The sequence below is a fragment of the Terrabacter aeriphilus genome (assembly GCF_039542985.1).
Taxonomy (GTDB): Bacteria; Actinomycetota; Actinomycetes; order Actinomycetales; family Dermatophilaceae; genus Terrabacter; species Terrabacter aeriphilus.
Genome location: NZ_BAABIW010000014.1, coordinates 386,563 through 409,881 on the forward strand (window position 1 = coordinate 386,563; position 23,319 = coordinate 409,881).

The following is a 23,319-nucleotide window of genomic DNA, read 5'->3' on the forward strand; positions in this document are numbered from 1 at the left end:
GGACCCTACCGGGGGTGGCGTGGCCCGCCGCACGCACGACCGGCCGGGCGCCCGCCTGCTCCGCCCGTGCGCCCGCGCCGGTCACTAGGGTGCAGGAATGCTTGCTGCCCACGCCGTCAGTCAGTCCGCCTCCGACCCGCTCTCCGGCCTCGTCGTCGGGGAGCGCCCCGACCCGCAGCCGCGACCCGGCTGGATCGTCGTCGACGTCAAGGCCGCCGCGCTCAACCACCACGACGTCTGGTCGCTGCGCGGTGTCGGGCTGCCGGCGGACCGGCTGCCGATGGTGCTCGGCTGCGACGCCGCAGGCGTCGACCCCGACGGGAACGAGGTCATCGTCCACGCCGTCGTGCCCTCGGAGGGTTGGCAGGGCGACGAGACGCTCGACCCGCGGCGCACCCTGCTGTCGGAGCTGCACGACGGCACGCTCGCCGAGAAGGTGCTCGTGCCTGCCGGCAACGTCGTGCCCAAGCCGGAGGGGATGGCGTGGGAGACCGCGGCGTGCCTCTCGACGGCGTGGCTGACGGCATACCGGATGCTCTTCACGAACTCGGGCGTGCAGCCCGGCGGCACCGTGCTCGTGCAGGGCGCCGGCGGCGGCGTCGCGACCGCGCTGCTCCAGCTCGGCGCGGCGGCGGGCTACCGGATGTGGGCGACCTCGCGCGACGAGGCCCGCGGGCAGCGCGCGCTCGGGATCGGCGCCGATCGCGTCTTCGCCTCGGGGGAGCGGCTGCCCGACCGCGTCGACGCCGTCATGGAGACCGTGGGCGCCGCGACGTGGTCGCACTCGGTCAACGCGCTCCGCCCGGGCGGCACCATCGTCATCTCCGGCGCGACGTCGGGCGACGCGCCCGCCAAGGCCGAGCTGACGAAGATCTTCTTCAAGCAGCTGCGCGTCGTCGGCTCGACGATGGGCACGCGCGAGGAGCTCGGGCGGCTGGCCCGGTTCGTCGGGCAGTCGGGCATCGAGCCGGTCGTCGACTCGGTGCTGCCGCTCGCGCAGGCCCGCGACGGCTTCGCGCGGATGGTCGACGGCGACGTCTTCGGCAAGGTCGTCTTCACCGTCGGCGGGTAGCCGGCGGGGCGCCGGTCAGGCCTGCTCGGTGACGCCCACGACGACGGAGAGCCCGTCAGCCGCGGGCGTGGCCGGGTCGCCGACGAGCCGCTCGCACCACAGCGCCGCCTGCAGCCGGGTGACGAGCGCCCCGAGGTCGTATGCCGTGTCGGCGCCCAGCGTCACCGTGTCGGGTCCCACGTCGGCCGTCGCGCCCTCGCGGTCGTGCACAGCGAGGCGCACGGCCCGCGAGACGGCGCCGATGCGCGTGTCGGGCGCCACGGGGGCGATGCCGACGGCGGCGGACTCGGGGCTGCCCGGCTGCACGCCGAGCGCGGCCCGCACCGCCTCGACCCGGCCGAGGGCGAACCAGTCGCCGGGACCGGTGCGCACGAGGTCGCGGCCGCCGGCGGTGCGGCCGCCGGCAGCGTCGGTGGCGGCGTCGGTGGCGGCGTCGGGGAGGACGACCCCACGCAGCCCGCGCACGACCGCGGCCGGCACGGCCGCGACCTTGCCCTTGACGAGGTCGGCCGCGGCGGCCACCTCGTCGGCCACGGCCCGGCTCGTCACCTCGAGCGGCCGGCCGTCGGCGTCGGTGGCGCCGCGCAGGTCGTCGAGCACGTGCAGCCCGTGGGCGCCGAGCGCGAAGTCGACCTGTCCGACGCGCCAGGGCCGCCCGGCGGTGTCGCTGAGCACGACACCGACGGCGACGCCGTGCCGGGCCCGCAGCGACGCGCACAGGCGCGCGCAGACCTCGTCGGGGTCGTGGGGGAGCAGCAGCCAGCCGCCCCGGTCGCCCGTGTTCGACCCGTCGACCCCGGCGGCGGCCATCACCGGGCCGGCGGTGGCCTCGACGACCCGGGTGACGCGGTCACCGACCGCGCGCTCGGCCACGACGCGACGGCTCTGCTCGCGCACGACGCGGTCCTTGTCGGTGTCGTCGGTGACGAGACCGAGCGACTTGCTCGCGATCTTGCTCGAGACGACGAGCACGTCGCCGTCGCGCAGGCGCACACCGGCGTGGGTCAGCCCGAGGCCGACGACGTCGGCGAGGTCGTCGCCCTCGTGCACCTCCGGGATCCCGGTCAGCGGTAGGAGGGTCACGACGCCCGGGGCCCGGGCGTCGGCCGCCGCGCCGGGGTCGGTCGGGCCGGGACCGGTCGACCCGGGGCCCGGGTCGGTCATGCCCGGCCCGACCCGGGGCGCAGGCGCAGCCCGAGGTCGAGGGCGGCACCGGCCATGGCCGCGGCCGCGTCGGTCGAGCTCATGAGCAGCGGACGGTGCACCACCTCGAGCCCCCGCCGCGAGGTCATCGGGTCGTCCTCGTCGACGAGCCAGCCGTCGAGGAAGTCGGCGTAGAGCCCGGCCACGGCCTCGCTCGTCTCGTCGACCCCGATGGTGCGCAGGCACACGTCGGCGTGGCCGCGGACGGGGCGGCCCCCGACGAGGGGCGAGACGCCGACGACCGGGGCCCGGCTGCCGCGGAGCGCGTCGCGCACCCCGGGCACGCCGAGGATGATGCCGATCGAGACGACGGGGTTGCTCGGCGGGAGCAGCACGACGTCCGCCTCACGGATGGCGTCGAGCACGCCCGGGGCCGGGGTCGCGCGGTCGAGGCCGGCCACGACGAAGCGCTCGGCCGGCAGCTCGGCGCGGTGGCGCACCCACCACTCCTGGAAGTGGATGGCGCGCTGCTCGCCGTCCTCCGACACCACGACGTGGGTCTCGACGGGGGTGTCGGTCATCGGGAGCAGGCGCACGCCCTGCTCGTCCAGCCCCCAGCGGGCGGACAGCCGCTCGACGACCCCGCTGAGCGGCATACCCCGGCCGAGCAGCTGCGAGCGGAAGACGTGCGTGGCGAAGTCCTTGTCGCCGAGGCCGAACCACGTCGGCTCGGCGCCGAGCGCCGCGAGCTCCTGGGCCATGTGGTGCGACTCGTCGGCGCGCCCCCACCCCTGGCCCTCGTGGATGCCGCCGCCGAGCGTGTAGAGGAGCGTGTCGAGGTCGGGGCAGATGCGCAGGCCGAAGAGGGTGATGTCGTCGCCGGTGTTGCCGATGACGGTCAGCTCGACCGGTTCGGTGGACGGGGCGGTGCGGGCGTGGTGGAGCAGGCCGCGGAGGAAACGGGCCCCTCCGACCCCTCCGGCGAGGGCGGTGATGCGCATGCGGCGATCCTCTCAGCCGGCCGTTCGCGGCGCGGTGCTGGGGGTGATCTGTCCGGTTCGTGTAGGCAAATATCACCTGCGGGCTTGACGTGAGGCATATGACACGCATGTAATTTCATCGTTGTCGTCGTCGGATCGCGTCGTTGGGGCACCCGGACTGGTTCGTCCGACGTGCCTGGGTCACGAGGTCGCCGGGTGCAACAAGTGCTGACACAAGTGCAGTCAGGGTCGAGGAGGGGTCATGCACGAGTTGATGGTGGTCTGGTCGGACACGAGCGGCGCAGAGGAGGGTGAGCTCTCCTGGCAGGAGCGTTCGCTGTGTGCCCAGACCGATCCGGAGGCGTTCTTCCCGGAGAAGGGCGGTTCGACGCGCGAGGCCAAGAAGGTCTGCGTGGGGTGTGAGGTGCGCTCCGAGTGCCTCGAGTACGCGCTGTCCAACGACGAGCGCTTCGGCATCTGGGGTGGCCTGTCCGAGCGTGAGCGCCGCAAGCTGAAGAAGCGCGCGGTCTGACCGTGTCGTCCGACCCCGGCATCGCCCAGGTGCCCGGGTGGGCAGAGCCGTGAAGGTGACCACCGTGCCCGACGAGCTCTCCCAGGACCTCCGCACCCCCGCAGGCGCGGGGCGTGCGCCGTCGCCGACGCGCGGGACGACGCCGACCGCACCGGCCGGCTCGTCGGCTCCGACGGCCACCGGCTCCGCCCCTCCCTCGGCGGGGCCCGCCGGGGCGTCGCGCCCCGAGACCGGCGACGCGACCGTCGCCGCCGTCGTCGTCGTGCACGACGGGGCCGACTGGCTCGCGGCGTGCCTCGACGGCCTCGCCGCGCAGACCCTGCCGCCGGAGCGGCTCGTCGTCGTCGACGTCGCGAGCACCGACTCCTCCGCCGCCATCGCGCAGGCGCACTCCGGCGTGCGACGGGCCGTCCCGTCCGTCGAGATCGTGCGCCTCGAGCGCCGCGTGCCGGTGGGGCGTGCCATCGAGGCCGGCATCGCGGCGCTGCCCGCACCGCCTGACCCCGCCTCGAGCTGGGTCTGGGTGCTCCACGACGACGCGGTGCCGCGCCCGACCGCGCTGGAGCGGCTGCTGCGGGCCGGGCTGCGCTCGCGCTCGGTCGGCATCGCCGGCCCCAAGATCGTCAGCGCGGACGACCCCCGTCGCCTCGTCGAGATGGGCATCCAGATCACCCGCACCGGGCGCCGCCTCGCCTCGCCGGCGCGCGGCGAGGCCGACCAGGGCCAGTACGACCACCGCGCCGACGTGCTCGCGGTGAGCACGAACGGCATGCTCGTGCGCCGGGCCGCCTACGACGACCTCGGCGGCTTCGACCCGGCGTTCGTCGACCACGGCGCCGACCTCGACCTCGGCTGGCGCGCGCAGCTGGCCGGTCACCGGGTCGTCGTCGTGCCCGCCGCCGTCGTCAGCGACGCCACGGCCGGGCTCGACGGCAAGCGCCCCGACGCCCCGCGTCCTCGCGAGCTCGAGCGCCGCGGCCGGCGGGCCGCCCGCCAGGTGACGCTCGCTCGGTGCTCCCCGCTGGCGGCGCCCTTCCTCGCGCTGTGGATGGCCCTGTCGGCGGTGCTCGCCTCCGTCATCCTGCTCGTGGCCAAGCGGCCCCGGCAGGCCTGGCGCGAGCTGACCGACGTCACGGCCCTGCTCCACCCCGTCGCCACGCTCGGGGCCCGCTGGCGCGGACGGCGCACCAAGCGCCTGCGCCGCGACCACCTCGGCACCCTCTTCGTCGCGCCCCTCGTGGCGGCGCGCACGACGATCGACCACATCCAGGACGCCATCACCCCGGAGCGCAGCCTGGCCCGTCGCGAGGCGGCGGCCACCACCGAGACCGGGCCCGTCGCCGACGAGTCGGAGTCGCTCGACCAGCTGCCCGCCTCGCTGCCGCGCCGCGTGCTCACGCACCCCGGCGTCCTCGCGACGGGAGTCGTCCTCGCCACCTCCGTGGCGGCCTGGCGCGACACGATCCGCGCCGGGGCCCTCTCACCGACCAACACCGGCGTCGCCGGCGGCGAGCTGCGCCCGGTGACGACCGGCTCGGCGGGGCTGTGGCACGCCTTCCGCGACGCCTGGCACGGTGCCGGTCTCGGCACCGGTGTCGACTCCGGCCCCCACCTCGCGGTGCTCTCCGCCCTCACCTGGCTCGCCGAGCGGGTGCCGGCCGTCGCCGAGAGCCGGTCGAGCGCGGGCGTCACCATCGCCTGGCTGCTCTTCCTCACACCGGCGCTCGCCACCTGGGCCGCCTACCTCGCGGCCCGGGTCGTCACGCCCTCGCGCGTCGCCCAGGCGCTCGCGGCGCTCGCGTGGGGCACCGCCGGCGTCGCCGCCGCCGCGGTCGCGCAGGGCCGGGTCACGGTCGCGGTCGCCCACGTGCTGCTGCCCTTCGTCCTCGCGGGCTTCTGCCTCGCCGCCCGCCGTGACGGCACCTTCACCGCCACCTTCGCGACGGCGCTCGCGGCCGCCGTGCTGGGGGCCTTCGCCCCGCCGCTGCTCGTGCTGACCACGGTGGCGGCCGCGCTGCTGCTGCTCCTCGGCCCGGGCCTGCGCCGGGCCCGCGCGCTCGTGCTGCTCGTCGTGCCGCTCGCCCTGCTGGGGCCGTGGGCCACGCGCTTCGTCGACGACTGGCGGCTCCTGCTCTCCGGTCCGGGGCTCGTCTCCACGACGGGGGAGCGCGGCCCGTGGGACGTCGTGGCGCTCGTCCTCGGCTCGCCCGGCAGCCCGGGCTGGGCCATGTGGCTGGGTGCCCCTGTCGTCGTCCTCGGGCTCCTCGGCCTCGGGGTGCGCGGACGCACCCGGTCGGAGTCGGTCGGCCTGGCCGCCGGCGGCCTGCTCGCGATTGTCGGCCTCGGCGTCTCGCTCCTCGCCGGCCGTGTGGTGCTCGGCTCGGCCGAGACCGGCGTCGGCACCTCGTCGCCCGCGCACCTCTGGTCCGGGATCGGGGTCCAGCTCTGGCTGGCCGGACTGCTCGTCGGCCTCCTCGCCGGCAGCCGCCCCGTGCTCGCCGCGCTGCGCCGCACCGATCGCCGGTGGCGCTTCGCCGCCGCCGTGGTCGTCACGGCCCTCGCCGCCGCACCCGTGCTCGTCGGTGCCGCCCTCTGGGGCGTGCAGGGCACCGGTCGCTCCCTCTCTGTCGGTCGTGCCTCGCTGCCCGCCGTCGCCCTCGAGCAGGCGGGCGGTCCGCTCGCGAACCGCCTCCTGCTGCTGCGCCCCTCGGACGACGTCGTCGACTTCGTGCTCGCCGGCCAGGAGCCGGGCGAGCTGCTGCGCGACCTCGACCGCGCCGGGGCGAGCGTCGACGACAGCCCGCTCGTCGGCGCCGTCGCCGACATCGTCGGCGGTCGCGGCGCCGAGAGCCTCGACGCCGGCGCGCTGGCCCGCCTCGGCATCGGCTTCATCCAGGTGCGCGGCTCGGCCGACACCCCCCTCGCCCGCCGGCTCGACTCCGCCGAAGGCCTCAGCCGCCTCGGCACGAGCGAGCACGGCGTGCTGTGGAAGGTGCAGCCCCTGCCCGCCGCGGCCGGTTCGGCCGCGGCGACGGCACCCTCCCGGGCCCGCCTCGTCGACGCCGACGGGGCCCTGCTCGCCGCCGTGCCCACCGTCGGCCCGCACGCGGCCGTCAGCACGACGCTGGCGACGTCGGCCGTCCCGCGCCGCCTCGTGCTCGCCGAGCCGCCCGAGTGGGCCGACTCGGCACGCGTGACCTTCGCCGGCACGGTCCTCCCGCGGGTGCCCGGCACCGACCAGCCGACGTATGCCGTCCCCGCGACCGCGGGCGACCTCGAGATCGACCTCGCGGCCGCCGAGCCGTGGTGGCGCATCGGGCAGGCTGCCCTGCTCGGCCTCGTCGTCTTCCTCGCCGTGCCCTTCGGCAACCGTCGCTCCAGGAGGCGCGCATGAGCACCCTCACCGGGGTCGTCCGGGTCGGCGCGGTGACGCTCGCCGCGGCGGCGCTCGCCGTCGGGGCCACCCGCGTCAGCGGGTCGGTACAGCTCGCCACCCCCGGTGAGCGCGCCGGGCTGCCGGAGTCCTCGAGCGTGCTCGTGGAGGAGTCCTCGCTCGTGTGCCCGGGGCAGCAGCGCCTCGGTGCCGTCGGCCTGCGCGACGTCCGCGGCAGCGTCACCGTCGCGGCCGCCGCCCCGGCCCCCGGAGTCGTCGACGGCCTCGCGAGCGGCGCGGGCACGGTGCAGCTGCTCTCCGGAACTCGCTCGACCGGTCTGGCGCAGGGTGCCACCCCGGGTGCTCCGGTGAGCGCCGCCGTGCCCGGCGCCGACCTCGTCATGGCCCGGGCCACGGGCACCCTCGCGCCGGGGCTCGTCGCGACCCAGGTCTGGCGCCACACGGGCGACGACGACCGCGGGCTCGCCGTGACCCCCTGCCAGCTGCCGTCCTCGGACGTGTGGCTCGTCGGCGGCGGGGCGGGCCCCTCGCGCACCGAGCGGGTGGTCGTGACCAACCCCGGGGCGAACGCCGTCACGGTGTCGTTCGAGGTGCTCGGCCGCTCGGGTCGGGTCGCCGCGGCCGACGACCGGTCCGTCTCGATCCCGCCGCTGTCGCGCACCGTCGTCTCCCTCGACGCCATCGCCCCGAGCGAGGCCGGCCCCGTCGTCCACGTGAGCGCCACCGGGGGCGTCGTCACCGCGGTGCTCGACGAGCAGTGGATCCTCGGAGCCACCGGGCGCGGCATCGACGACTCGACCCGTGCCGCCGCGCCCGCCACCGACCTCGTCGTGCCCGGCATCGAGACCGGCGGCAGGTCGCTCTGGGCGCGACTGGCCAACCCCGGCGACACCGAGGCCCTGGCCCAGGTGCGCCTCCTCACGGCCACCGGCGCCGTGCAGCCCGACGCCCTGCGCGCCGTGCGCGTGCCGGCCGGCTCGACCGTCGACGTCGCCGTGCCCGTGAACGCCGCCGCGATGGGGCTCGGCGTCCGGTCCGACCAGCCGCTCGTGGCGGCTGCGTGGACCGAGCTGCGGGCGACCACCGGCGACCGCATGGGCGACTTCGCCTGGACGGCGGCCACGCCGGCCCTGCACGGCGTCTCGGGCGTACTGCTCCCGGGTCTCGCCGGCACGAGCAAGCGCGTGCTGCTCACCGCAGGCCCCGCCGGAGCGCAGGTCCAGGTCCGCCTCGGCTCCGGACCCGGGGCGTCCGTCACGACGGTGTCCGTGCCCGCCGACGCCACCCGCGCCGTCGACGCCGGCTCGGCCGACGGCGTGTGGGTCGTGCCGCAGAGCGGCACGGTGCGAGGTGCCGTCTCCGTCGTCGGCGCGGACGCGGGGGTGCCGTTCTTCGGCGTGGCGGCCCTGTCCGACGCGCCGGTGCGGGCGCAGTCGGTGCCGGTGCGCCAGGTGCGCAACTGACCGACGCCGGGCGCGGCACCGGTCCCGGGCGGGTGGGCCACGCCGCGTGCGGCGCGGCCTACTCGCCGAACCCCGGGTCGAGCTCCTCGGGGGAGACCCCGAGCAGCCCGGCGACCTGCTCCGTCACGATGTCGGCGACGAGCGCCGCCACGTCGCGACGGTCCGTCACCCGGGTCTCCACCGGTCGCCGGTAGACCACGATCCGCGCCGGTCGCCCCTCGGTCGCGGGGTAGAGGCGGCCGAGCGGCACCTCGCGGTGGTCCCACGGCGCGGGCCCGGGGGGCACGTCCTCGACCGCGAACTCGACCGTGGGGAAGGCGCGTCCGCACGTCGCCTCGAGGCGGGCCGCTGCGTCGAGCACGTAGTCGTCGAAGGCGTCCCGCCGCGTCGTCATGGCCGGCACGGGCGGCCAGGCGAGCGGCCCGCGGCGACCACGACCGTGACGGTCGCGCACCCGACGGCGGGCCGGGGTGCGGGGCGGGGGACTGTCCACGGCCCCACTCTAGATCGTCGGTGCGGCGGGTCCGTCGACGATCTGCGGGCGGCCCGGCGTGGTGATTCGTCGTGTCACCGGTGGCCGACTAGAGTCGCCGATCGTGGGTCTGACACGTGGTTGCTCGAAGACGGGATGCGCTCGCCCGGCGGTCGCCACCCTGACCTACGCGTATGCGGACCGTGCCGTCGTCGTCGGGCCGCTCGCGACGTATGCCGAGCCGCACACCTACGACCTCTGCCTCGAGCACGCCGAGCGCATGACCGCCCCGCGCGGGTGGGACGTCGTCCGGGTGGGCGGCGAGTTCCCGGAGCCGGTGCTCGCGGCCGACGACCTGCTCGCCCTCGCCGACGCCGTCCGCGAGGCCGGACGGCCGCGGACCCGCCGCCCCGCCGAGTCGCGCCCCCCGGAGAGCCGCACGGCGTCCCGGGGGCAGGCGAGCGCCGAGGCCGAGTCCGGGGCCGTCGAGTCCGGTCGCCGGGGACACCTGCGCATCCTGCGCGACTCCTGACGGCTAGGGTGTTCGCCGTGCCTCATCTCGCTGACTTCGTCAAGGCGTACGACGTGCGCGGACTCGTGCCCGACCAGCTCTCCCCGGACGTCGCCCGGGCCCTCGGCGCCGCGTTCGCCGAGGTCGTCGCGATCCCCGACGGCTCGAGCGGCATCGTCATCGGGCACGACATGCGCCCCAGCTCGCCCGAGCTCTCGGCGGCCTTCGCGGCCGGGGTCACCGCGCGCGGCGTCGACGTCACCCTCATCGGGCTGTGCTCGACCGACGGCCTCTACTACGCCAGCGGTGCCCTCGACCTGCCCGGCGCGATGTTCACGGCGAGCCACAACCCGGCGCAGTACAACGGCATCAAGCTGTGCCGCTCGGCCGCGCGCCCGGTGGGCCAGGACTCCGGCCTCGCCGAGATCCGTGACCTCGCCCAGTGGATGCTCGACGGCGGCACCGGCCTCGCCGAGCCCGTCGGCGGCCCCGGTTCGGTCACGACGCGCGACCTGCTCGGCGACTACGCCGCCTTCCTGCGCGGGCTCGTCGACCTGTCGGGCTCGCGCCCGCTCAAGGTCGTCGTCGACGCCGGCAACGGCATGGGCGGGCACACGGTGCCCGCCGTGCTCGGCACGGGTGCCGGCCTGCCCGAGCTGCCGCTGACGATCGTCCCGCTCTACTTCGAGCTCGACGGCACCTTCCCCAACCACGAGGCCAACCCGCTCGACCCGGCCAACCTCGTCGACCTGCAGGCCGCGGTGCGCGAGCACGGCGCCGACATCGGGCTCGCCTTCGACGGCGACGCCGACCGCTGCTTCGTCGTGGACGCCGACGGCGAGCCGGTCTCGCCGAGCGCCGTCACCGGTCTCGTCGCCGTGCGCGAGATCGCCCGGGCCCGCGCCGGTGGCGACACCGACGTCTCCATCGTGCACAACGTCATCTCGAGCGCCGCGGTCCGCGAGATCGTGCTCGAGGCCGACGCCACCCCGGTGCGCACCCGCGTCGGCCACTCCTTCATCAAGGCCGAGATGGCCCGTGCCGGTGCCGTCTTCGGTGGCGAGCACTCCGCGCACTACTACTTCCGCGACTTCTGGTTCGCCGACACCGGCATGCTCGCCGCCATGCACGTGCTCGCGGCCCTCGGTGAGCAGGACGAGCCGCTCTCGCAGCTCTGCGCCGAGTACGAGCGCTACGTCGCCTCGGGCGAGATCAACTCGACCGTGCAGGACCAGGCCGGTGCCGTCGAGCAGGTGCGGGCGTGGGCGCAGGTGCGCAGCGCGCAGACCGACGAGCTCGACGGCCTGACCGTGCGCAGCCCCGAGGGCGAGGCGCCGACGTGGTGGTTCAACGTGCGCGCGTCGAACACCGAGCCGCTGCTGCGGCTCAACGTCGAGGCCGCCGACCGTGAGACGATGACGCAGGTCCGTGACGAGATGCTCGCCCTCATCCGGTCGGGCGCCGCCGGAGACGATGCGGGCGACCGCCCCGCCGACAGTGCAGGAGCCGCCTCGTGAGCCAGAGCCAGCAGACCATCGAGCCGTGGTTGCGCGGGATCCTGCGCTGCCCCCAGTGCAAGGGTGAGCTCGTCGACGTGCCGGCCGAGGCCGGTGCCGCCGCAGCGACCGAAGAGCTGCGCTGCGACGTGTGCCACCTCGCCTACCCCGTCGAGGGCGGCGTGCCCGTCCTGCTCGTCGACCTCGCCCGCCGCACCGACGGCTGACCGCCGTGGGCGCCGTGTTCGACGAGGGCCGGCTGGACGACGAGGACGCCCTGCGGGCGCTCGACCGCGGCGAGACCCTCCGGGCGCTCGCCGGTGCCGGCGCCCAGGTGCGCCGCACCGCTGCCGCGGCCGGTGAGGCCGGCCTCGACCGGCTGCGGGACGTCGAGCCCCGCGGCGTCGTCGTCGCGGCCGCCGGTGGCTCCGTCGCCGTCGCCGACCTCTTCGAGGCCGTCTCGCGCGGAGCCGCCGCCCTGCCCGTTCAGAGCTGCTCGTCGGGGTCGCTCCCCGGCTGGGTGGGCGCCCTCGACGTCGTGCTCGCCGTCTCGCAGTCGGGTCGAGCGGCCGGCACCCTCGCCCTGGCGGCGGAGGCGGCCCGCCGTGGCGCCTTCCTCGTGACGGTGGGGGCCGCCGACTCGCCCCTCGCCGACGTCTGCGCGCGCGCCCACGGCGTGCACGTGCCCATCGCCGTCGAGGGCTCCTCGTCGCGCACGTCGATGTGGGCGCAGGCGACCCCCGCGCTGCTCGCCGCCGACGCCATGGGCATCGCCTCGACCGGCCAGGCGACGCTGGGGGAGCTCGCCGACGTGCTCGACGCCGCGGCCACCGACGCGCGGCCCGGGTCGGAGTCGTTCGTCAACCCGGCCAAGGTGCTCGCCGTCGAGCTCGCCGAGTCGACGCCGATCGTCCTGGGCGACGGGCCGTTCGGTGACGTCGCGGCCCGGCGCGCCGCGGCGATGATCGGCCGCACCGGCCGCCTCCCCGTCGCGCACGGCTGCCTGCCGGACGCCGCGAGCCAGATCGTCGCCTGCTTCGACGGCCCGCTCGCGCCCGGCGACGCCGGCGACCCTCGCGACGTCGGCGGCTCGAGCGGTTCGGGCTCGCGTCGGGTCGACGACATCTTCGCCGACCCGTTCCTCGACGGGCCCTCGCGGCCCCCGCTCCGGCTCATCATGCTGCGCGACTCCTCGGAGGGTGCCTCGCACCGGCTGGCCGACACCGTCGTCTCGGTCGCCGAGGACGCGGGGGTGCGCGTCTCGCTCGTCGACGCCCCGTCGGCCCACCCGCTGCTGCGGCTCGCCCACCACGTCGCGCTGACCGACTTCGCGGCGAGCTACCTCGCCCTCGGCTTCGGCTTCGACCCGGCCACCTCACCGCACGTCGGCATGCTCCGGGGCGCGCGCGGCGCCTGAGCACGGCACCGGTTGCCGCCTGCGCGCAGCGTGGTCTCCGGCGGCACGTACGCTGCCACCGTGACCTCGCACTTCGACCTCGCCATCATCGGCAGCGGCTCGGGCAACTCGCTCGTGACGCCCGACTTCGACGACAAGCGCGTCGCCGTCATCGAGCACGGCACGTTCGGTGGCACGTGCATCAACGTCGGCTGCATCCCCACGAAGATGTTCGTCTACGCCGCCGACCTCGCCCGGGAGGTGCGCGAGGCGGGTCGCTACGGCGTCGACGCCACGCTCGAGGGCGTCCGCTGGGCCGACGTGCGCGACCGCATCTTCGGGCGCATCGACCCCATCAGCGAGGGCGGCCTGCGCTACCGCGCGGAGGGACCCAACACCACGGCGTTCCTCGGCCACGCGCGCTTCACCGGCGACCGCCGGCTGACGATCGACCTGACCGACGGCGGGGAGGAGACGATCACCGCCGACCAGGTCGTCGTCGCCACCGGCGCGCACCCCGTCGTGCCCGAGGTCGTCACGGCCTCCGGGGTGCCGTTCCACACCTCCGACACCGTGATGCGCATCGACGAGCTGCCCCGCCGCCTGGCCATCGTCGGCGGCGGCTACATCGCGGCCGAGATGGCCCACGTATTCTCCTCCTTCGGCGTGCACGTGACGCTCGTCGCCCGCAGCCCGCAGCTGCTGCGCCACCTCGACGCGGAGATCTCCGAGCGCTTCACCGACCTCGCGCGCGAGCAGTGGGACGTCCGCACCGGCGCGACGGTCGTGAAGGTCGAGCCGCTCGAGCCGAACGGTGGTGCGGGAGTGCGCCTGAGCCTCGACGACGCGTCGACGGTCGAGGCGGACCTGCTCCTCGTCGCCACCGGACGCGAGCCGAGCAGCGCCGGCCTCGACCCGGCCGCCGGCGGCATCCGGGTGCGGGAGGACGGCCGCGTCGAGGTCGACGCCTACGGCCGCACGAGCGCGCCCGGCGTCTGGGCGCTCGGCGACGTGAGCGCGCCCCTGCAGCTCAAGCACGTCGCCAACGCCGAGGCGCGGACCGTCGCGCACAACCTCGTGCACCCCGACGACCTGCGAGCCTTCCCGCACGACCACATCCCGTCGGGCGTCTTCAGCCACCCGCAGATCGCGACCGTGGGGCTCACCCAGGGGGAGTGCATCGACCAGGGACTGCCCCACGTCACGTACGTCCAGAAGTTCGGTGACACCGCATACGGCTGGGCGATGGAGGACACGACGAGCCTCTGCAAGCTCGTCGCGGACCCCACGACGGGGCGGCTGCTCGGCGCGCACCTCATGGGGCCCCAGGCGACCACCCTCATCCAGCCGCTCATCCAGGGGATGTCGTCCGGCACGACGGTGCACGATCTCGCGCGCGGCCAGTACTGGATCCACCCGGCCCTCAGCGAGGTCGTCGAGAACGCCCTGCTCGGGCTGCCCCTCGACGCGCCCACCTGAGCCCGTTCCCAGCGGACTCCCAGCCCACCCTAGGATGACGCCATGGCAGGCGGACTCGTAGCACTCCTCGACGACGTCGCGGCGCTCGTGAAGCTGGCCGCGGCCTCCGTCGACGACGTGGGCGCGGCAGCGGCGAAGGCGAGCGTCAAGGCGACGGGCGTCGTCGTCGACGACACCGCGGTGACGCCGCGCTACGTGCAGGGGCTCTCGCCCGACCGCGAGCTGCCGATCATCAAGCGCATCGCGCTCGGGTCGCTGCGCAACAAGCTGCTCGTCATCCTGCCGATCATCATGGTGCTCAGCCAGTTCGTGCCGTGGCTGCTGACGCCGATCCTCATGGTCGGCGGCACCTACCTCGCCTACGAGGGTGCCGAGAAGGTGTGGGAGATCGTCTCCGGCCACCGCGAGGCCGAGCCCGAGCCCGGCGAGGTCGACGAGAAGGCCGTCGTCTCGGGCGCCGTGCGCACCGACTTCATCCTCTCGGCCGAGATCATGGTGATCGCCCTCAACGAGGTCGACACCGAGCCGTTCGTCTCGCGACTCATCATCCTCGTCATCGTGGCGCTGCTCATCACGGCGCTCGTCTACGGCGTCGTCGGCCTCATCGTCAAGATGGACGACGTCGGCCTGCACCTCGCGCAGCGCGAGTCGGGCGCCTCGCAGCGCATCGGTCGTGGGCTCGTCAAGGGCATGCCGAAGCTGCTGTCCGTGCTCTCGACGGTCGGCATCGCGGCCATGCTCTGGGTCGGTGGGCACATCCTGCTCGTCGGCGTCGACGAGCTCGGCTGGCACGCCCTCTACGACCTCGTGCACCACCTCGAGGAGGGGGTCGCAGGGGTGGCCGGCGTCGGCGGCCTGCTCGCCTGGGTCGTCAACACCCTCGCGTCCGCGCTCATCGGCCTCCTCGTCGGCGCCGTCGTCGTCGCCGTCCTGCACGTCCTCCCGCGACGCAAGCACGACGGGGCGGCGACCGCCCACTGAGGCCCGGGGCGCCACGACGCCGGAGCCACCCCCGGGGGCCGGAGCCAACCCGTCAGCACCGAGGCCGCGGTACGCGCGTGGCTCCGTGCCGCGGGGCCGGCTCGACCCGTCACGGGTGGCTCGGGCCACCGGGAGCGCCCAGGGCTCGACACGGCGGTTCGAGTCCTGCGCAGCCCACCGCTAGACTGGGCGACTGCCGGCGTGGGTGATGACCCGCCAGATGAGCCCAGAGGGGCGCGCCGGGTCTGCAGACCGACGATCAAAGGAATCGATCACTCATGTCCTTCGACTACAAGGTTGCCGACCTGAGCCTCGCCGAGGCCGGCCGACACCAGCTCCGTCTCGCCGAGCACGAGATGCCCGGCCTCATGGCGATCCGTGAGGAGTACGCCGCCGCGCAGCCGCTCAAGGGCGCGCGCATCGCCGGCTCGCTCCACATGACGGTCCAGACGGCCGTGCTCATCGAGACGCTCACCGCGCTCGGCGCCGAGGTCCGCTGGGCCTCCTGCAACATCTACTCGACGCAGGACGAGGCCGCTGCGGCCGTCGTCGTCGGCCCGCAGGGCTCGGCCGACGACCTCCAGGGCGTGCCGGTCTTCGCCTGGAAGGGCGAGACGCTCCCCGAGTACTGGTGGTGCACCGACCAGATCCTCACCTGGCCCGGCGGCGAGGGCCCGAACATGATCCTCGACGACGGTGGCGACGCCACGATGCTCGTCCACAAGGGCCTCGAGTGGGAGAAGGCCGGCCAGGTGCCGCCGACCACCGACGAGGACTCCGAGGAGTTCGGCGTCTTCAAGGAGCTCGTGCGCCAGACGATGGCGACCGAGCCGCAGAAGTGGACGACCGTGGCCGCCGGCATCCAGGGCGTCACCGAGGAGACCACGACGGGCGTGCACCGCCTCTACCAGCTCGCCGAGGCCGGCGAGCTGCTCTTCCCGGCCATCAACGTCAACGACGCGGTGACCAAGAGCAAGTTCGACAACACCTACGGCTGCCGCCACTCGCTCATCGACGGCCTCAACCGCGCCACCGACGTCCTCATCGGCGGCAAGGTCGCCGTCGTCGCCGGCTACGGCGACGTGGGCAAGGGGTGCGCCGAGTCGCTCCGTGGCCAGGGCGCGCGCGTCATCGTCACCGAGATCGACCCGATCTGTGCGCTGCAGGCCGCCATGGAGGGCTTCCAGGTCGCCCGCCTCGAGGACGTCGTCGCGAGCGCCGACATCTTCATCACGACGACGGGCTGCTACGACGTCATCACGGCCGAGCACATGACGCAGATGAAGAACAAGGCGATCGTCGCCAACATCGGCCACTTCGACAACGAGATCGACATGGCCGGCCTCGCCCGCGTGCCCGGCGTGCAGAAGACGCAGATCAAGCCGCAGGTGCACGAGTGGACCTTCGAGAGCGGCAGCTCGATCATCGTGCTGTCCGAGGGTCGCCTGATGAACCTCGGCAACGCCACGGGCCACCCGAGCTTCGTCATGAGCAACAGCTTCAGCAACCAGACCATCGCGCAGATCGAGCTCTTCACGAAGCCCGGCGAGTACGACAAGAAGGTCTACACGCTGCCGAAGCACCTCGACGAGAAGGTCGCGCGCCTGCACCTCGACGCCCTCGGCGTCCAGCTCACCGAGCTAACGAAGGGCCAGGCCGAGTACCTCGGCGTCGACGTCGCGGGCCCGTACAAGCCCGAGCACTACCGGTACTGACGGCCCGCCCCCTCGGGGGCCGAGCCCACCGCCGACGGATGCCGTCCGCCCTCACCGGGCGGGCGGCATCCGTGCGTCCGGTGCCGGTGCCGGCGCGACTCAGCCCGGCGCGCGCAGCAGGAGGTGGTCGCTGCCCCTGGCGGCCACGGTCCAGTGCGTCTGCGCGACGAGCGCCTCGGCGACGGGCAGGTCGGCGGGCACGAGGGCCCAGCGGCAGCCGGTGCGCGCGAGGTAGGCCGTCCAGCCCGGTGCGGCCCGGTGGAAGGCCATGTAGGACTCGACGTGCGCGAGGGAGTAGATCTCCGTGCGCCCGTCGATGGCCGGTCGCACGTTCGGGTGCTTCCAGATGAGCCAGCCGCCGCTGCCGTAGTCGTTGCACACGACCGTGCCCGCAGGCAGGGCCGCGATGGGGCGGTCGAGGTCGTTCGGGCCCCACTGCGGCTGCGCGGCGCGCGCGGGCGCCAGGGCGCCGGCCACCGCGAGCCCGACCGCCGTGAGGGCGAGGGTGAGCGCCACCTCGCGGCGCCGCAGCGGCTCACGGGGCAGGCCCGCGGCGCGCGCGAGGGTCGGGGCCGCGACCGGGGCGAGCACGGCCGCGCCGACCGCGACCGTGCGCACGTAGAGCAGGGCGAGCCCGATGGCGAGGGCAGCGAGGGCGAGCTCGGTCCACGACACCCGGCGGCGGGCGCGGGACCACACGAGCACGGTGATCCCGGCCAGCGCGAGGAAGGCGACGAAGCCGATGTCGCTCAGGGCGGGCGGGCGCCACTCGGTGACGTACTGCGCGTACTCGCGCACCGACGACGGGGCCGCGAGCAGCTCGGGCCCGACCGGGGTCAGCGCCGCCGCGGCGAGGGAGGCCAGCGGCACGAGGGCGAGCCGCAGCCAGGCGCGGCCACGGGCGACGCCGTCGAGGAAGAGCCCGACGAGCGCGGCGACGCCCACGGCGACGCCGACGAACCACATGCCGTGGCTGCAGGCCCACACCCAGGTGAGCGGGACGAGCCACCAGCGGGCCCGGCCGTCGTCCCGGGTGCGCAGCCACGCGCCGGTCGTCACCGTGGCGAGCGCGAAGGAGACGAGGTGGGGGCGCAGCGTCAGGCTCGAGCTCATCGCGACGACGGCGACGAGCACGACGACCGCGGTGACGAGCAGTGGCGCGTGCCGGCGCACGGCGAGCCAGAGGGCGAGGGCGATGCCGGCGCCGCCGAGGGGGAGCAGCCACGAGACGCCGGGCAGCCCGAAGGCCTGCTGGGCGAGGCTCATGACGACCTCGGGGAGCCACTCGTGCAGGCGCCACGGGAGGGTCGACATCGTGCTCCACGGGTCGGCGCCCGAGAACGACCACGTCTCGCGCAGCCGGTCGCCCGCCGCCAGGTGCCAGAACGTGTCGGGGTCGCTCACCGGGCGGGCGAGGGCCACGACGACCGAGAGCACCGCGAGCCCCGGCAGGACCTGCCGCACGAGCAGCGGCAGGGCCGAGCGGCGGGCGGGTCCGGTGGGAGCGACGGGCCCGTCGTGGGTGACGGGCTCGGCGTCATCGCGTCGCGCGTCGCGGGTCGAAGGGGTCGTCGTCACCCGTGAATTCTCGCCGCTGCACGACGGCTCCGGGGGTTTTCGGGTGAATTGCCCCGACCGGCAGCCGATCAGCCGAGCGTGACGGCATGCGACGATGGGATTCCACCGACGTGCACGCAGGGACGACCCATGACCAAGCTTGTGACCGCAGCCCTGGCGCTGGCCCTGACCGTCACGGTGGCCGGGTGCTCACCGGCGGCGGACCCGGCCGGCACCACCGGGACGGGGGGAGCAGGAGTCTCGTCCGGCGCCTCGGTCCCGAGCGACCCGATGTCGTCGGGGACCGTGCCCGACGACGGCTCGTCGGCGACCGCCGGGGTGACCAGCGGGGCGAGCTCCACCCCGGTGCCCGTCGACCAGAGCACGCCGGAGACGGCGATGAGCTCGTGGCTCGGCGCCATGGTGGCCGGCGACGGCGAGACCGTCTGCGCCCTCATGGCGGCCAAGGGCAGGGCCATCCCGAGCATCCCGGGTGCGGCGAAGGCGTGCGGCACCTCGATCGCCCCGACGCTCGAGCAAATCAAGCAGCTCGGGGCCGTCTTCACCGGCCTCACCATCGACGGTGCGACCGTCACCGGTGACGCGGCCACGTTCGAGCGGGCCACGGCGGTGCCGCCCATCGCGGCCACGGTGGTCAAGAACTTCAAGGCCGTGCGCATCGGCGGCAAGTGGTACGTGACGCAGGGCTGACCCGGACGTGGCGCGAGCGGCCCTGAGGGGCCCGCAGCCGTCGGGTGGCCACGGACGGGTGTGTGAAGATGTGGTCATCGATGCACGGGGTCCGCGGTCCGCGGGGATCCCGGGGAGGAGCATGTGGTGAAGGGTCGGGTTCTGGTCGTCGACGACGACCTCGCACTCTCGGAGATGCTCGGGATCGTGCTGCGCAACGAGGGCCTCGAGGTCAGCCACGTGGCCGACGGCTCCGAGGCGGTCGGCGCGTTCCGCGAGTCCCGACCGGACCTCGTGCTGCTCGACGTCATGCTGCCGGGCCTCGACGGCATGGAGGTGTGCCGCCGCATCCGCGCCGAGAGCGGTGTGCCCATCGTCATGCTGACGGCCCGCACCGACACCGTCGACGTCGTCGTCGGGCTCGAGTCGGGGGCCGACGACTACGTCGTCAAGCCGTTCAAGCCGCAGGAGCTCATCGCCCGGGTGCGCGCGCGCCTGCGGCGCGGCGACGAGCCGGCCCCGGAGAAGCTGTCCATCGGGGACCTCGAGATCGACGTCGCGGGCCACTCGGTCAAGCGCGCCGGGCAGGCGCTGTCGCTGACGCCCCTCGAGTTCGACCTGCTCGTCGCCCTCGCCCGCAAGCCGTGGCAGGTCTTCACCCGCGAGGTCCTCCTCGAGCAGGTGTGGGGCTACCGGCACGCCGGCGACACGCGCCTCGTCAACGTCCACGTCCAGCGACTGCGCTCGAAGATCGAGCACGACCCCGAGCGCCCCGAGATCGTCGTCACGGTGCGCGGCGTCGGCTACAAGGCCGGTCCGTCCTAGCCATGAGCGGGCGCGCGGCCCCGAGCGGACTCGCGGGCGTCGTCTCGCGGGTCGGCGCCGTGCTGCGCGCGGGCTGGCAGCGGCTGCTCCACCTGTGGCGGGCCTCCCTCGGCTTCCGCGTCGTCGTCGTCACGATGCTGCTCGGCGTGCTCGTGCTCACCGCCGTCGGCACCTACCTCTACGGCTCCATCGCCCAGGGGCTCGTGGACGGCCGCCAGCGGATCGCGGCCGAGGACAGCCTGCGTGACGCCACCGACGCCCAGCGCAACTTCGACATCACCGACCAGAACGGGTCGGCCGAGGAGCTGACGCAGTTCGCGACGACGCTCGTCAAGCAGTACCGACGGGACGCCGGCAACGAGACCCGCTACGTCGTGCTCTCGCGCCTCGCGAACAACAACGACGGCCTCGTCGTCATGAACGCCATCGAGAGCGGCAGCGTCGGCGTGCGCTTCATCCCCGACGAGCTGCGTGCGCAGGTGGCCGCCCAGCCCAACCGCCAGCACCTGCAGGTGGCCACGATCGAGGAGGGCACCGACACGATCTCGGCCGTCATCGTCGGGCAGCGCATCGACACGGGCGTGGCGGGCGACTACGGGCTCTACTTCATCTACCCGATGCACCGCGAGCGCGAGATCATCAGCTTCATCGGTCAGACCTTCCTCATCGGTGGCGCTGCCCTCATCCTGCTCGTCGGTGCGATCGCCTTCGTCGTCACCCGGCTCGTGGCCGACCCGGTGCGTCGGGCCGCGATCGTCGCCGAGCGCTTCGCGGAGGGCAACCTCAACGAGCGCATGCGCGCCAAGGGGGAGGACGACCTCGCGCGCCTCGGCAACTCCTTCAACGCCATGGCGGCCTCGATCCAGCAGCAGATCGCGCAGCTGGAGAACCTCTCCCGCGTGCAGCAGCGCTTCGTCTCCGACGTCTCGCACGAGCTGCGCACGCCGCTGACGACGATCCGCATGGCGGGCGACCTCATCCACGACTCACGTGGCGACTTCGAGCCGACGGTCGCGCGCTCCGCCGAGCTGCTCCGCGGCGAGCTCGACCGCTTCGAGGAGCTGCTCACCGACCTCCTCGAGATCTCGCGGTTCGACGCGGGCGCCGCCGTGCTGGAGGTCGAGGCGAGCGACCTGCGGGCCTCGGTCGAGCGGGCGGTCGACGCGCACCGCACCCTGGCCTCCCGGCGCGGCACCCAGCTCGTCGTGGTGGCGCCGGCCGACCCGGTCGTGGCCGACATGGACTCGCGCCGCATCGAGCGCATCCTGCGCAACCTCGTCTCCAACGCGATCGAGCACGGCGAGGGCAAGCCGGTCGAGGTGACGGTCGGCGCGAACGACTCCGCCGTCGCGGTCACCGTGCGCGACCACGGGGTCGGGCTGCGGCCCGGCGAGGCCGCGCTCGTCTTCACCCGCTTCTGGCGCGCCGACCCGGCGCGGGCCCGCACGACCGGGGGCACCGGACTCGGCCTCGCCATCGCGCTCGAGGACGCCCGCCTGCACGCCGGGCGGCTCGAGGCGTGGGGGGCCCGCGGCGAGGGGTCGTGCTTCCGCCTCACCCTGCCGCGCAAGGCCGACGCCACGATCACGAGCTCGCCGCTGCCGCTCAGCCCACTCGCCATGGAGGCGGCCCGGGCGCGCGCGGCCGACGACGACGGCTCGGCGCGTGGTGGCCCGGGCGGCGACGGCACGTCCCGTCCCGTCGCCGACGACGACACGGTGCGCCTGCGTCGCATCGTCGTGGAGCGCGCACCGTGAGACGAGGCCGGCACGGCGGACGGCTCGCGGCGCTCGCGGCCGTGGTGCTCCTGCTCGGGGCGTGCGGCTGGGGCGGGCTGCCCGGTACCGGTGACGTCATCGAGGGCCGCGCGCTCGGCGACGTCAACAACGAGCAGGTCCGCGTCATCGCGGTGGGGCCCCTCGACGGTGCGAGCCAGGAGTCGATCGTGCGCGGGTTCCTGCGCGCCGGCGAGGACAACGACGACACGCACGCGACCGGCAAGCTCTTCCTCGAGCCCGCCAGCGTGGACCGCTGGCGCTGGTCGAGCCAGGAGGTCGTCGTCTACGGCGGCGAGCTGACGCTGACCAGGCGCAAGGGCGACCGCGTCGACGTCTCCGCCCCGGTGCTCGCCCGCGTGGCGCCGGACGGCCGCTACGTGGAGCAGCCCCCGGGCGCCCGCGCGCAGCTCAGCCTCGGCCTGACGAAGGTGGGCGGCGAGTGGCGCGTCGAGCTGCCCCGCGACGGTTTCGGTTTGTGGCTCGACGCCGACCAGTTCGCCCGGGTCTACACCAACCGCTACGTCTACTACGTGACGCCGAACGGGCGCGACCTCGTGCCGGACTCGCGCTGGTTCCCGAGCGGCAGCCGGCTCGCGACGACCCTCGCTCGGGCCCAGCTGAGCGCGGTGCCCGAGCACCTCGCGGGCGCGGTGACGACGGGCGTGCCCGGGGGCACCCGGCTCGCCGTCAACGCCGTGCCCGTCGTCAACGGCACGGCGCAGGTCAACCTCAGCAGCCAGGCCCTCTCGGCCGACCCGGCCCGGCGCACGGCCATGTGGGCGCAGCTGACGAAGACGATGCTGCAGATCCCTGCCGTCACGGCCGTCTCGCTCTCGGTCGACACGACCCCGCTCGAGCTGCCCGGCGGGGTCACCACGGTCTCGACGTCGTCGGAGCTCGGCTACGACGTCGTGCCGCGCACCGCGCTCGAGACCGTCCTCGTGCGCCGCGGCGACCTGCTGCGCCGTCTCGACCCGCGCTTCGTGCCGGACGTCAAGTCGGCCAAGCGCCCCGACCTCAAGGCACGTGACGGTGACGTCGACCGCATCCCCGACACATGGCGCAGCCTCGCGCTCTCGGTGGACGGCAAGCAGGTCGCCGCCGTGTCCGACACGCGCGCCGAGCTCTCGCTCTGGCGCTCGACCGAGCCGACGAAGTCGATCGCCCCCTTCGCCACGTCGCTGACGAGGCCCGTCTACGACGCGGACGGTTACCTCTGGGTCGCGGGAGCCGACGCCGCCGGGGACGACCAGGTCTTCGTCCTCGACACCGTCTCGAGCGACCCCCGCGCGACGCCGGAGCCGATCCGCACCCCGTGGCTCGGCGACCGGAGGGTGACGGCGATGGCCGTGGCCGCCGACGCCTCCCGGGTGCTCGTCATCACGACCGACCGTGACGGGCGCGACGTGCAGCTCGGGCTGAGCGGCATCGTCCGCGCCACGAACGGCCAGCCGCTCGCGCTGTCGCCGCCGCTGCGACAGGCGCAGTCGCTGACCCGGATTCAGGACGTCGCCTGGCTCGACTGGGTCAACTACGCCGTGATCGGCCAGGTGCGCGCGGGCGAGCCCATGCGGCCCTGGCTCGCGACGCTCGGGGGAGCGGTCGACGGCACGATGCAGGAGGTCGGCCGGCTGAGCCCGGTGCCCGGTGCGGTCACCATCACGACCGTGGGCGGGCCGCGTGGCCTCGTCATCGTCACGAGCGACGAGCGGGTGCTCGCGCGGGCGGGCTCGACGTGGCGCCAGACGGCCCGCGGCAGCGACGTGCTCGCCCCGGGCGGCTGACCACCCGCCTTACCGCCCGCCCGGCACCCGCCGGGCACCCCGCGTCCGTCC

General features: G+C 74.8%; 19 protein-coding genes. 15 read left to right on the forward strand and 4 right to left on the reverse strand.

Features of this window, described 5'->3' with window-relative positions:
- Positions 1-97: 97 nt before the first annotated feature.
- A complete protein-coding gene (locus tag ABD979_RS11040) occupies positions 98-1,072 on the forward strand; it encodes a zinc-binding dehydrogenase (protein WP_345507512.1) in 975 nt (324 codons plus the stop codon).
- A gap of 15 nt (positions 1,073-1,087) precedes the next feature.
- Here ABD979_RS11040 and ABD979_RS11045 read toward each other — a convergent pair whose 3' ends face one another.
- On the reverse strand, positions 1,088-2,236 hold the full coding sequence (locus ABD979_RS11045; protein WP_345507513.1) for a coenzyme F420-0:L-glutamate ligase: 1,149 nt from the start codon (positions 2,234-2,236) through the stop codon (positions 1,088-1,090).
- A complete protein-coding gene (gene cofD, locus ABD979_RS11050; protein ID WP_345507514.1) occupies positions 2,233-3,216 on the reverse strand; it encodes a 2-phospho-L-lactate transferase in 984 nt (327 codons plus the stop codon). Before cofD ends, ABD979_RS11045 begins: the two co-directional genes overlap by 4 nt.
- A gap of 241 nt (positions 3,217-3,457) precedes the next feature.
- Here cofD and ABD979_RS11055 point away from each other — a divergent pair, with 241 nt between their 5' ends.
- The 3 genes from ABD979_RS11055 to ABD979_RS11065 are packed head-to-tail and all read left to right on the forward strand — an operon-like array spanning position 3,458 to position 8,584.
- Entirely contained in the window at positions 3,458-3,727 is a 270-nt protein-coding gene (locus tag ABD979_RS11055; protein WP_345507515.1) for a WhiB family transcriptional regulator, read from the forward strand.
- Positions 3,728-3,776: 49 nt separating this feature from the next.
- Positions 3,777-7,121, forward strand: a complete 3,345-nt coding sequence (locus ABD979_RS11060; protein WP_345507516.1) for a glycosyltransferase — start codon at positions 3,777-3,779, stop codon at positions 7,119-7,121.
- Positions 7,118-8,584 (forward strand): DUF5719 family protein, encoded by a 1,467-nt coding sequence (locus ABD979_RS11065; protein WP_345507517.1) that lies wholly within the window; start codon positions 7,118-7,120, stop codon positions 8,582-8,584. Before ABD979_RS11060 ends, ABD979_RS11065 begins: the two co-directional genes overlap by 4 nt.
- 58 nt (positions 8,585-8,642) lie before the next feature.
- On the opposite strand, the gene ABD979_RS11070 is transcribed toward ABD979_RS11065, so the two are convergent.
- Positions 8,643-9,077, reverse strand: a complete 435-nt coding sequence (locus tag ABD979_RS11070; protein ID WP_345507518.1) for a metallopeptidase family protein — start codon at positions 9,075-9,077, stop codon at positions 8,643-8,645.
- 103 nt (positions 9,078-9,180) lie between these two features.
- On the opposite strand from ABD979_RS11070, the gene ABD979_RS11075 reads away from it, so the two are divergent.
- The 7 genes from ABD979_RS11075 to ahcY all read left to right on the forward strand — a co-directional run bounded on the left by ABD979_RS11075 (position 9,181) and on the right by ahcY (position 16,634).
- Positions 9,181-9,588 carry a DUF3499 domain-containing protein gene (locus ABD979_RS11075; RefSeq protein ID WP_345507519.1) on the forward strand — a complete coding sequence of 136 codons (408 nt, stop codon included), beginning with the start codon at positions 9,181-9,183 and terminating at the stop codon, positions 9,586-9,588.
- An 8-nt stretch (positions 9,589-9,596) separates the two neighbouring features.
- Entirely contained in the window at positions 9,597-11,084 is a 1,488-nt protein-coding gene (locus tag ABD979_RS11080) for a phosphomannomutase/phosphoglucomutase (RefSeq protein WP_345507520.1), read from the forward strand.
- The gene (locus ABD979_RS11085) at positions 11,081-11,290 is read left to right on the forward strand and encodes a Trm112 family protein (protein ID WP_345507521.1); all 210 of its coding nucleotides are present in this window, start codon (positions 11,081-11,083) and stop codon (positions 11,288-11,290) included. Before ABD979_RS11080 ends, ABD979_RS11085 begins: the two co-directional genes overlap by 4 nt.
- 5 nt (positions 11,291-11,295) lie before the next feature.
- Positions 11,296-12,480 carry an SIS domain-containing protein gene (locus tag ABD979_RS11090; RefSeq protein ID WP_345507522.1) on the forward strand — a complete coding sequence of 395 codons (1,185 nt, stop codon included), beginning with the start codon at positions 11,296-11,298 and terminating at the stop codon, positions 12,478-12,480.
- 60 nt (positions 12,481-12,540) lie between these two features.
- Positions 12,541-13,938 carry a mycothione reductase gene (locus ABD979_RS11095; protein WP_345507523.1) on the forward strand — a complete coding sequence of 466 codons (1,398 nt, stop codon included), beginning with the start codon at positions 12,541-12,543 and terminating at the stop codon, positions 13,936-13,938.
- A 42-nt stretch (positions 13,939-13,980) separates the two neighbouring features.
- A complete protein-coding gene (locus ABD979_RS11100) occupies positions 13,981-14,919 on the forward strand; it encodes a DUF808 domain-containing protein (protein WP_345507524.1) in 939 nt (312 codons plus the stop codon).
- A gap of 278 nt (positions 14,920-15,197) precedes the next feature.
- Complete coding sequence (gene ahcY / locus ABD979_RS11105) at positions 15,198-16,634, forward strand: adenosylhomocysteinase (protein ID WP_345507525.1); 1,437 nt, start codon at positions 15,198-15,200, stop codon at positions 16,632-16,634.
- A gap of 99 nt (positions 16,635-16,733) precedes the next feature.
- Here the strand turns inward: ahcY and ABD979_RS11110 are convergent, their stop codons facing one another.
- Complete coding sequence (locus ABD979_RS11110) at positions 16,734-18,212, reverse strand: hypothetical protein (RefSeq protein WP_345507526.1); 1,479 nt, start codon at positions 18,210-18,212, stop codon at positions 16,734-16,736.
- Between the two features lie 129 nt (positions 18,213-18,341).
- Between ABD979_RS11110 and ABD979_RS11115 the strand changes: the two genes are divergently transcribed.
- The 4 genes from ABD979_RS11115 to ABD979_RS11130 all read left to right on the forward strand — a co-directional run bounded on the left by ABD979_RS11115 (position 18,342) and on the right by ABD979_RS11130 (position 23,268).
- On the forward strand, positions 18,342-18,902 hold the full coding sequence (locus ABD979_RS11115) for a hypothetical protein (protein ID WP_345507527.1): 561 nt from the start codon (positions 18,342-18,344) through the stop codon (positions 18,900-18,902).
- A 126-nt stretch (positions 18,903-19,028) separates the two neighbouring features.
- Entirely contained in the window at positions 19,029-19,706 is a 678-nt protein-coding gene (gene mtrA / locus ABD979_RS11120; RefSeq protein WP_345507528.1) for an MtrAB system response regulator MtrA, read from the forward strand.
- A 2-nt stretch (positions 19,707-19,708) separates the two neighbouring features.
- Entirely contained in the window at positions 19,709-21,463 is a 1,755-nt protein-coding gene (gene mtrB, locus ABD979_RS11125; protein ID WP_345507529.1) for an MtrAB system histidine kinase MtrB, read from the forward strand.
- The gene (locus tag ABD979_RS11130; protein WP_345507530.1) at positions 21,460-23,268 is read left to right on the forward strand and encodes an LpqB family beta-propeller domain-containing protein; all 1,809 of its coding nucleotides are present in this window, start codon (positions 21,460-21,462) and stop codon (positions 23,266-23,268) included. Before mtrB ends, ABD979_RS11130 begins: the two co-directional genes overlap by 4 nt.
- The last annotated feature ends 51 nt before the right edge of the window (positions 23,269-23,319 follow it).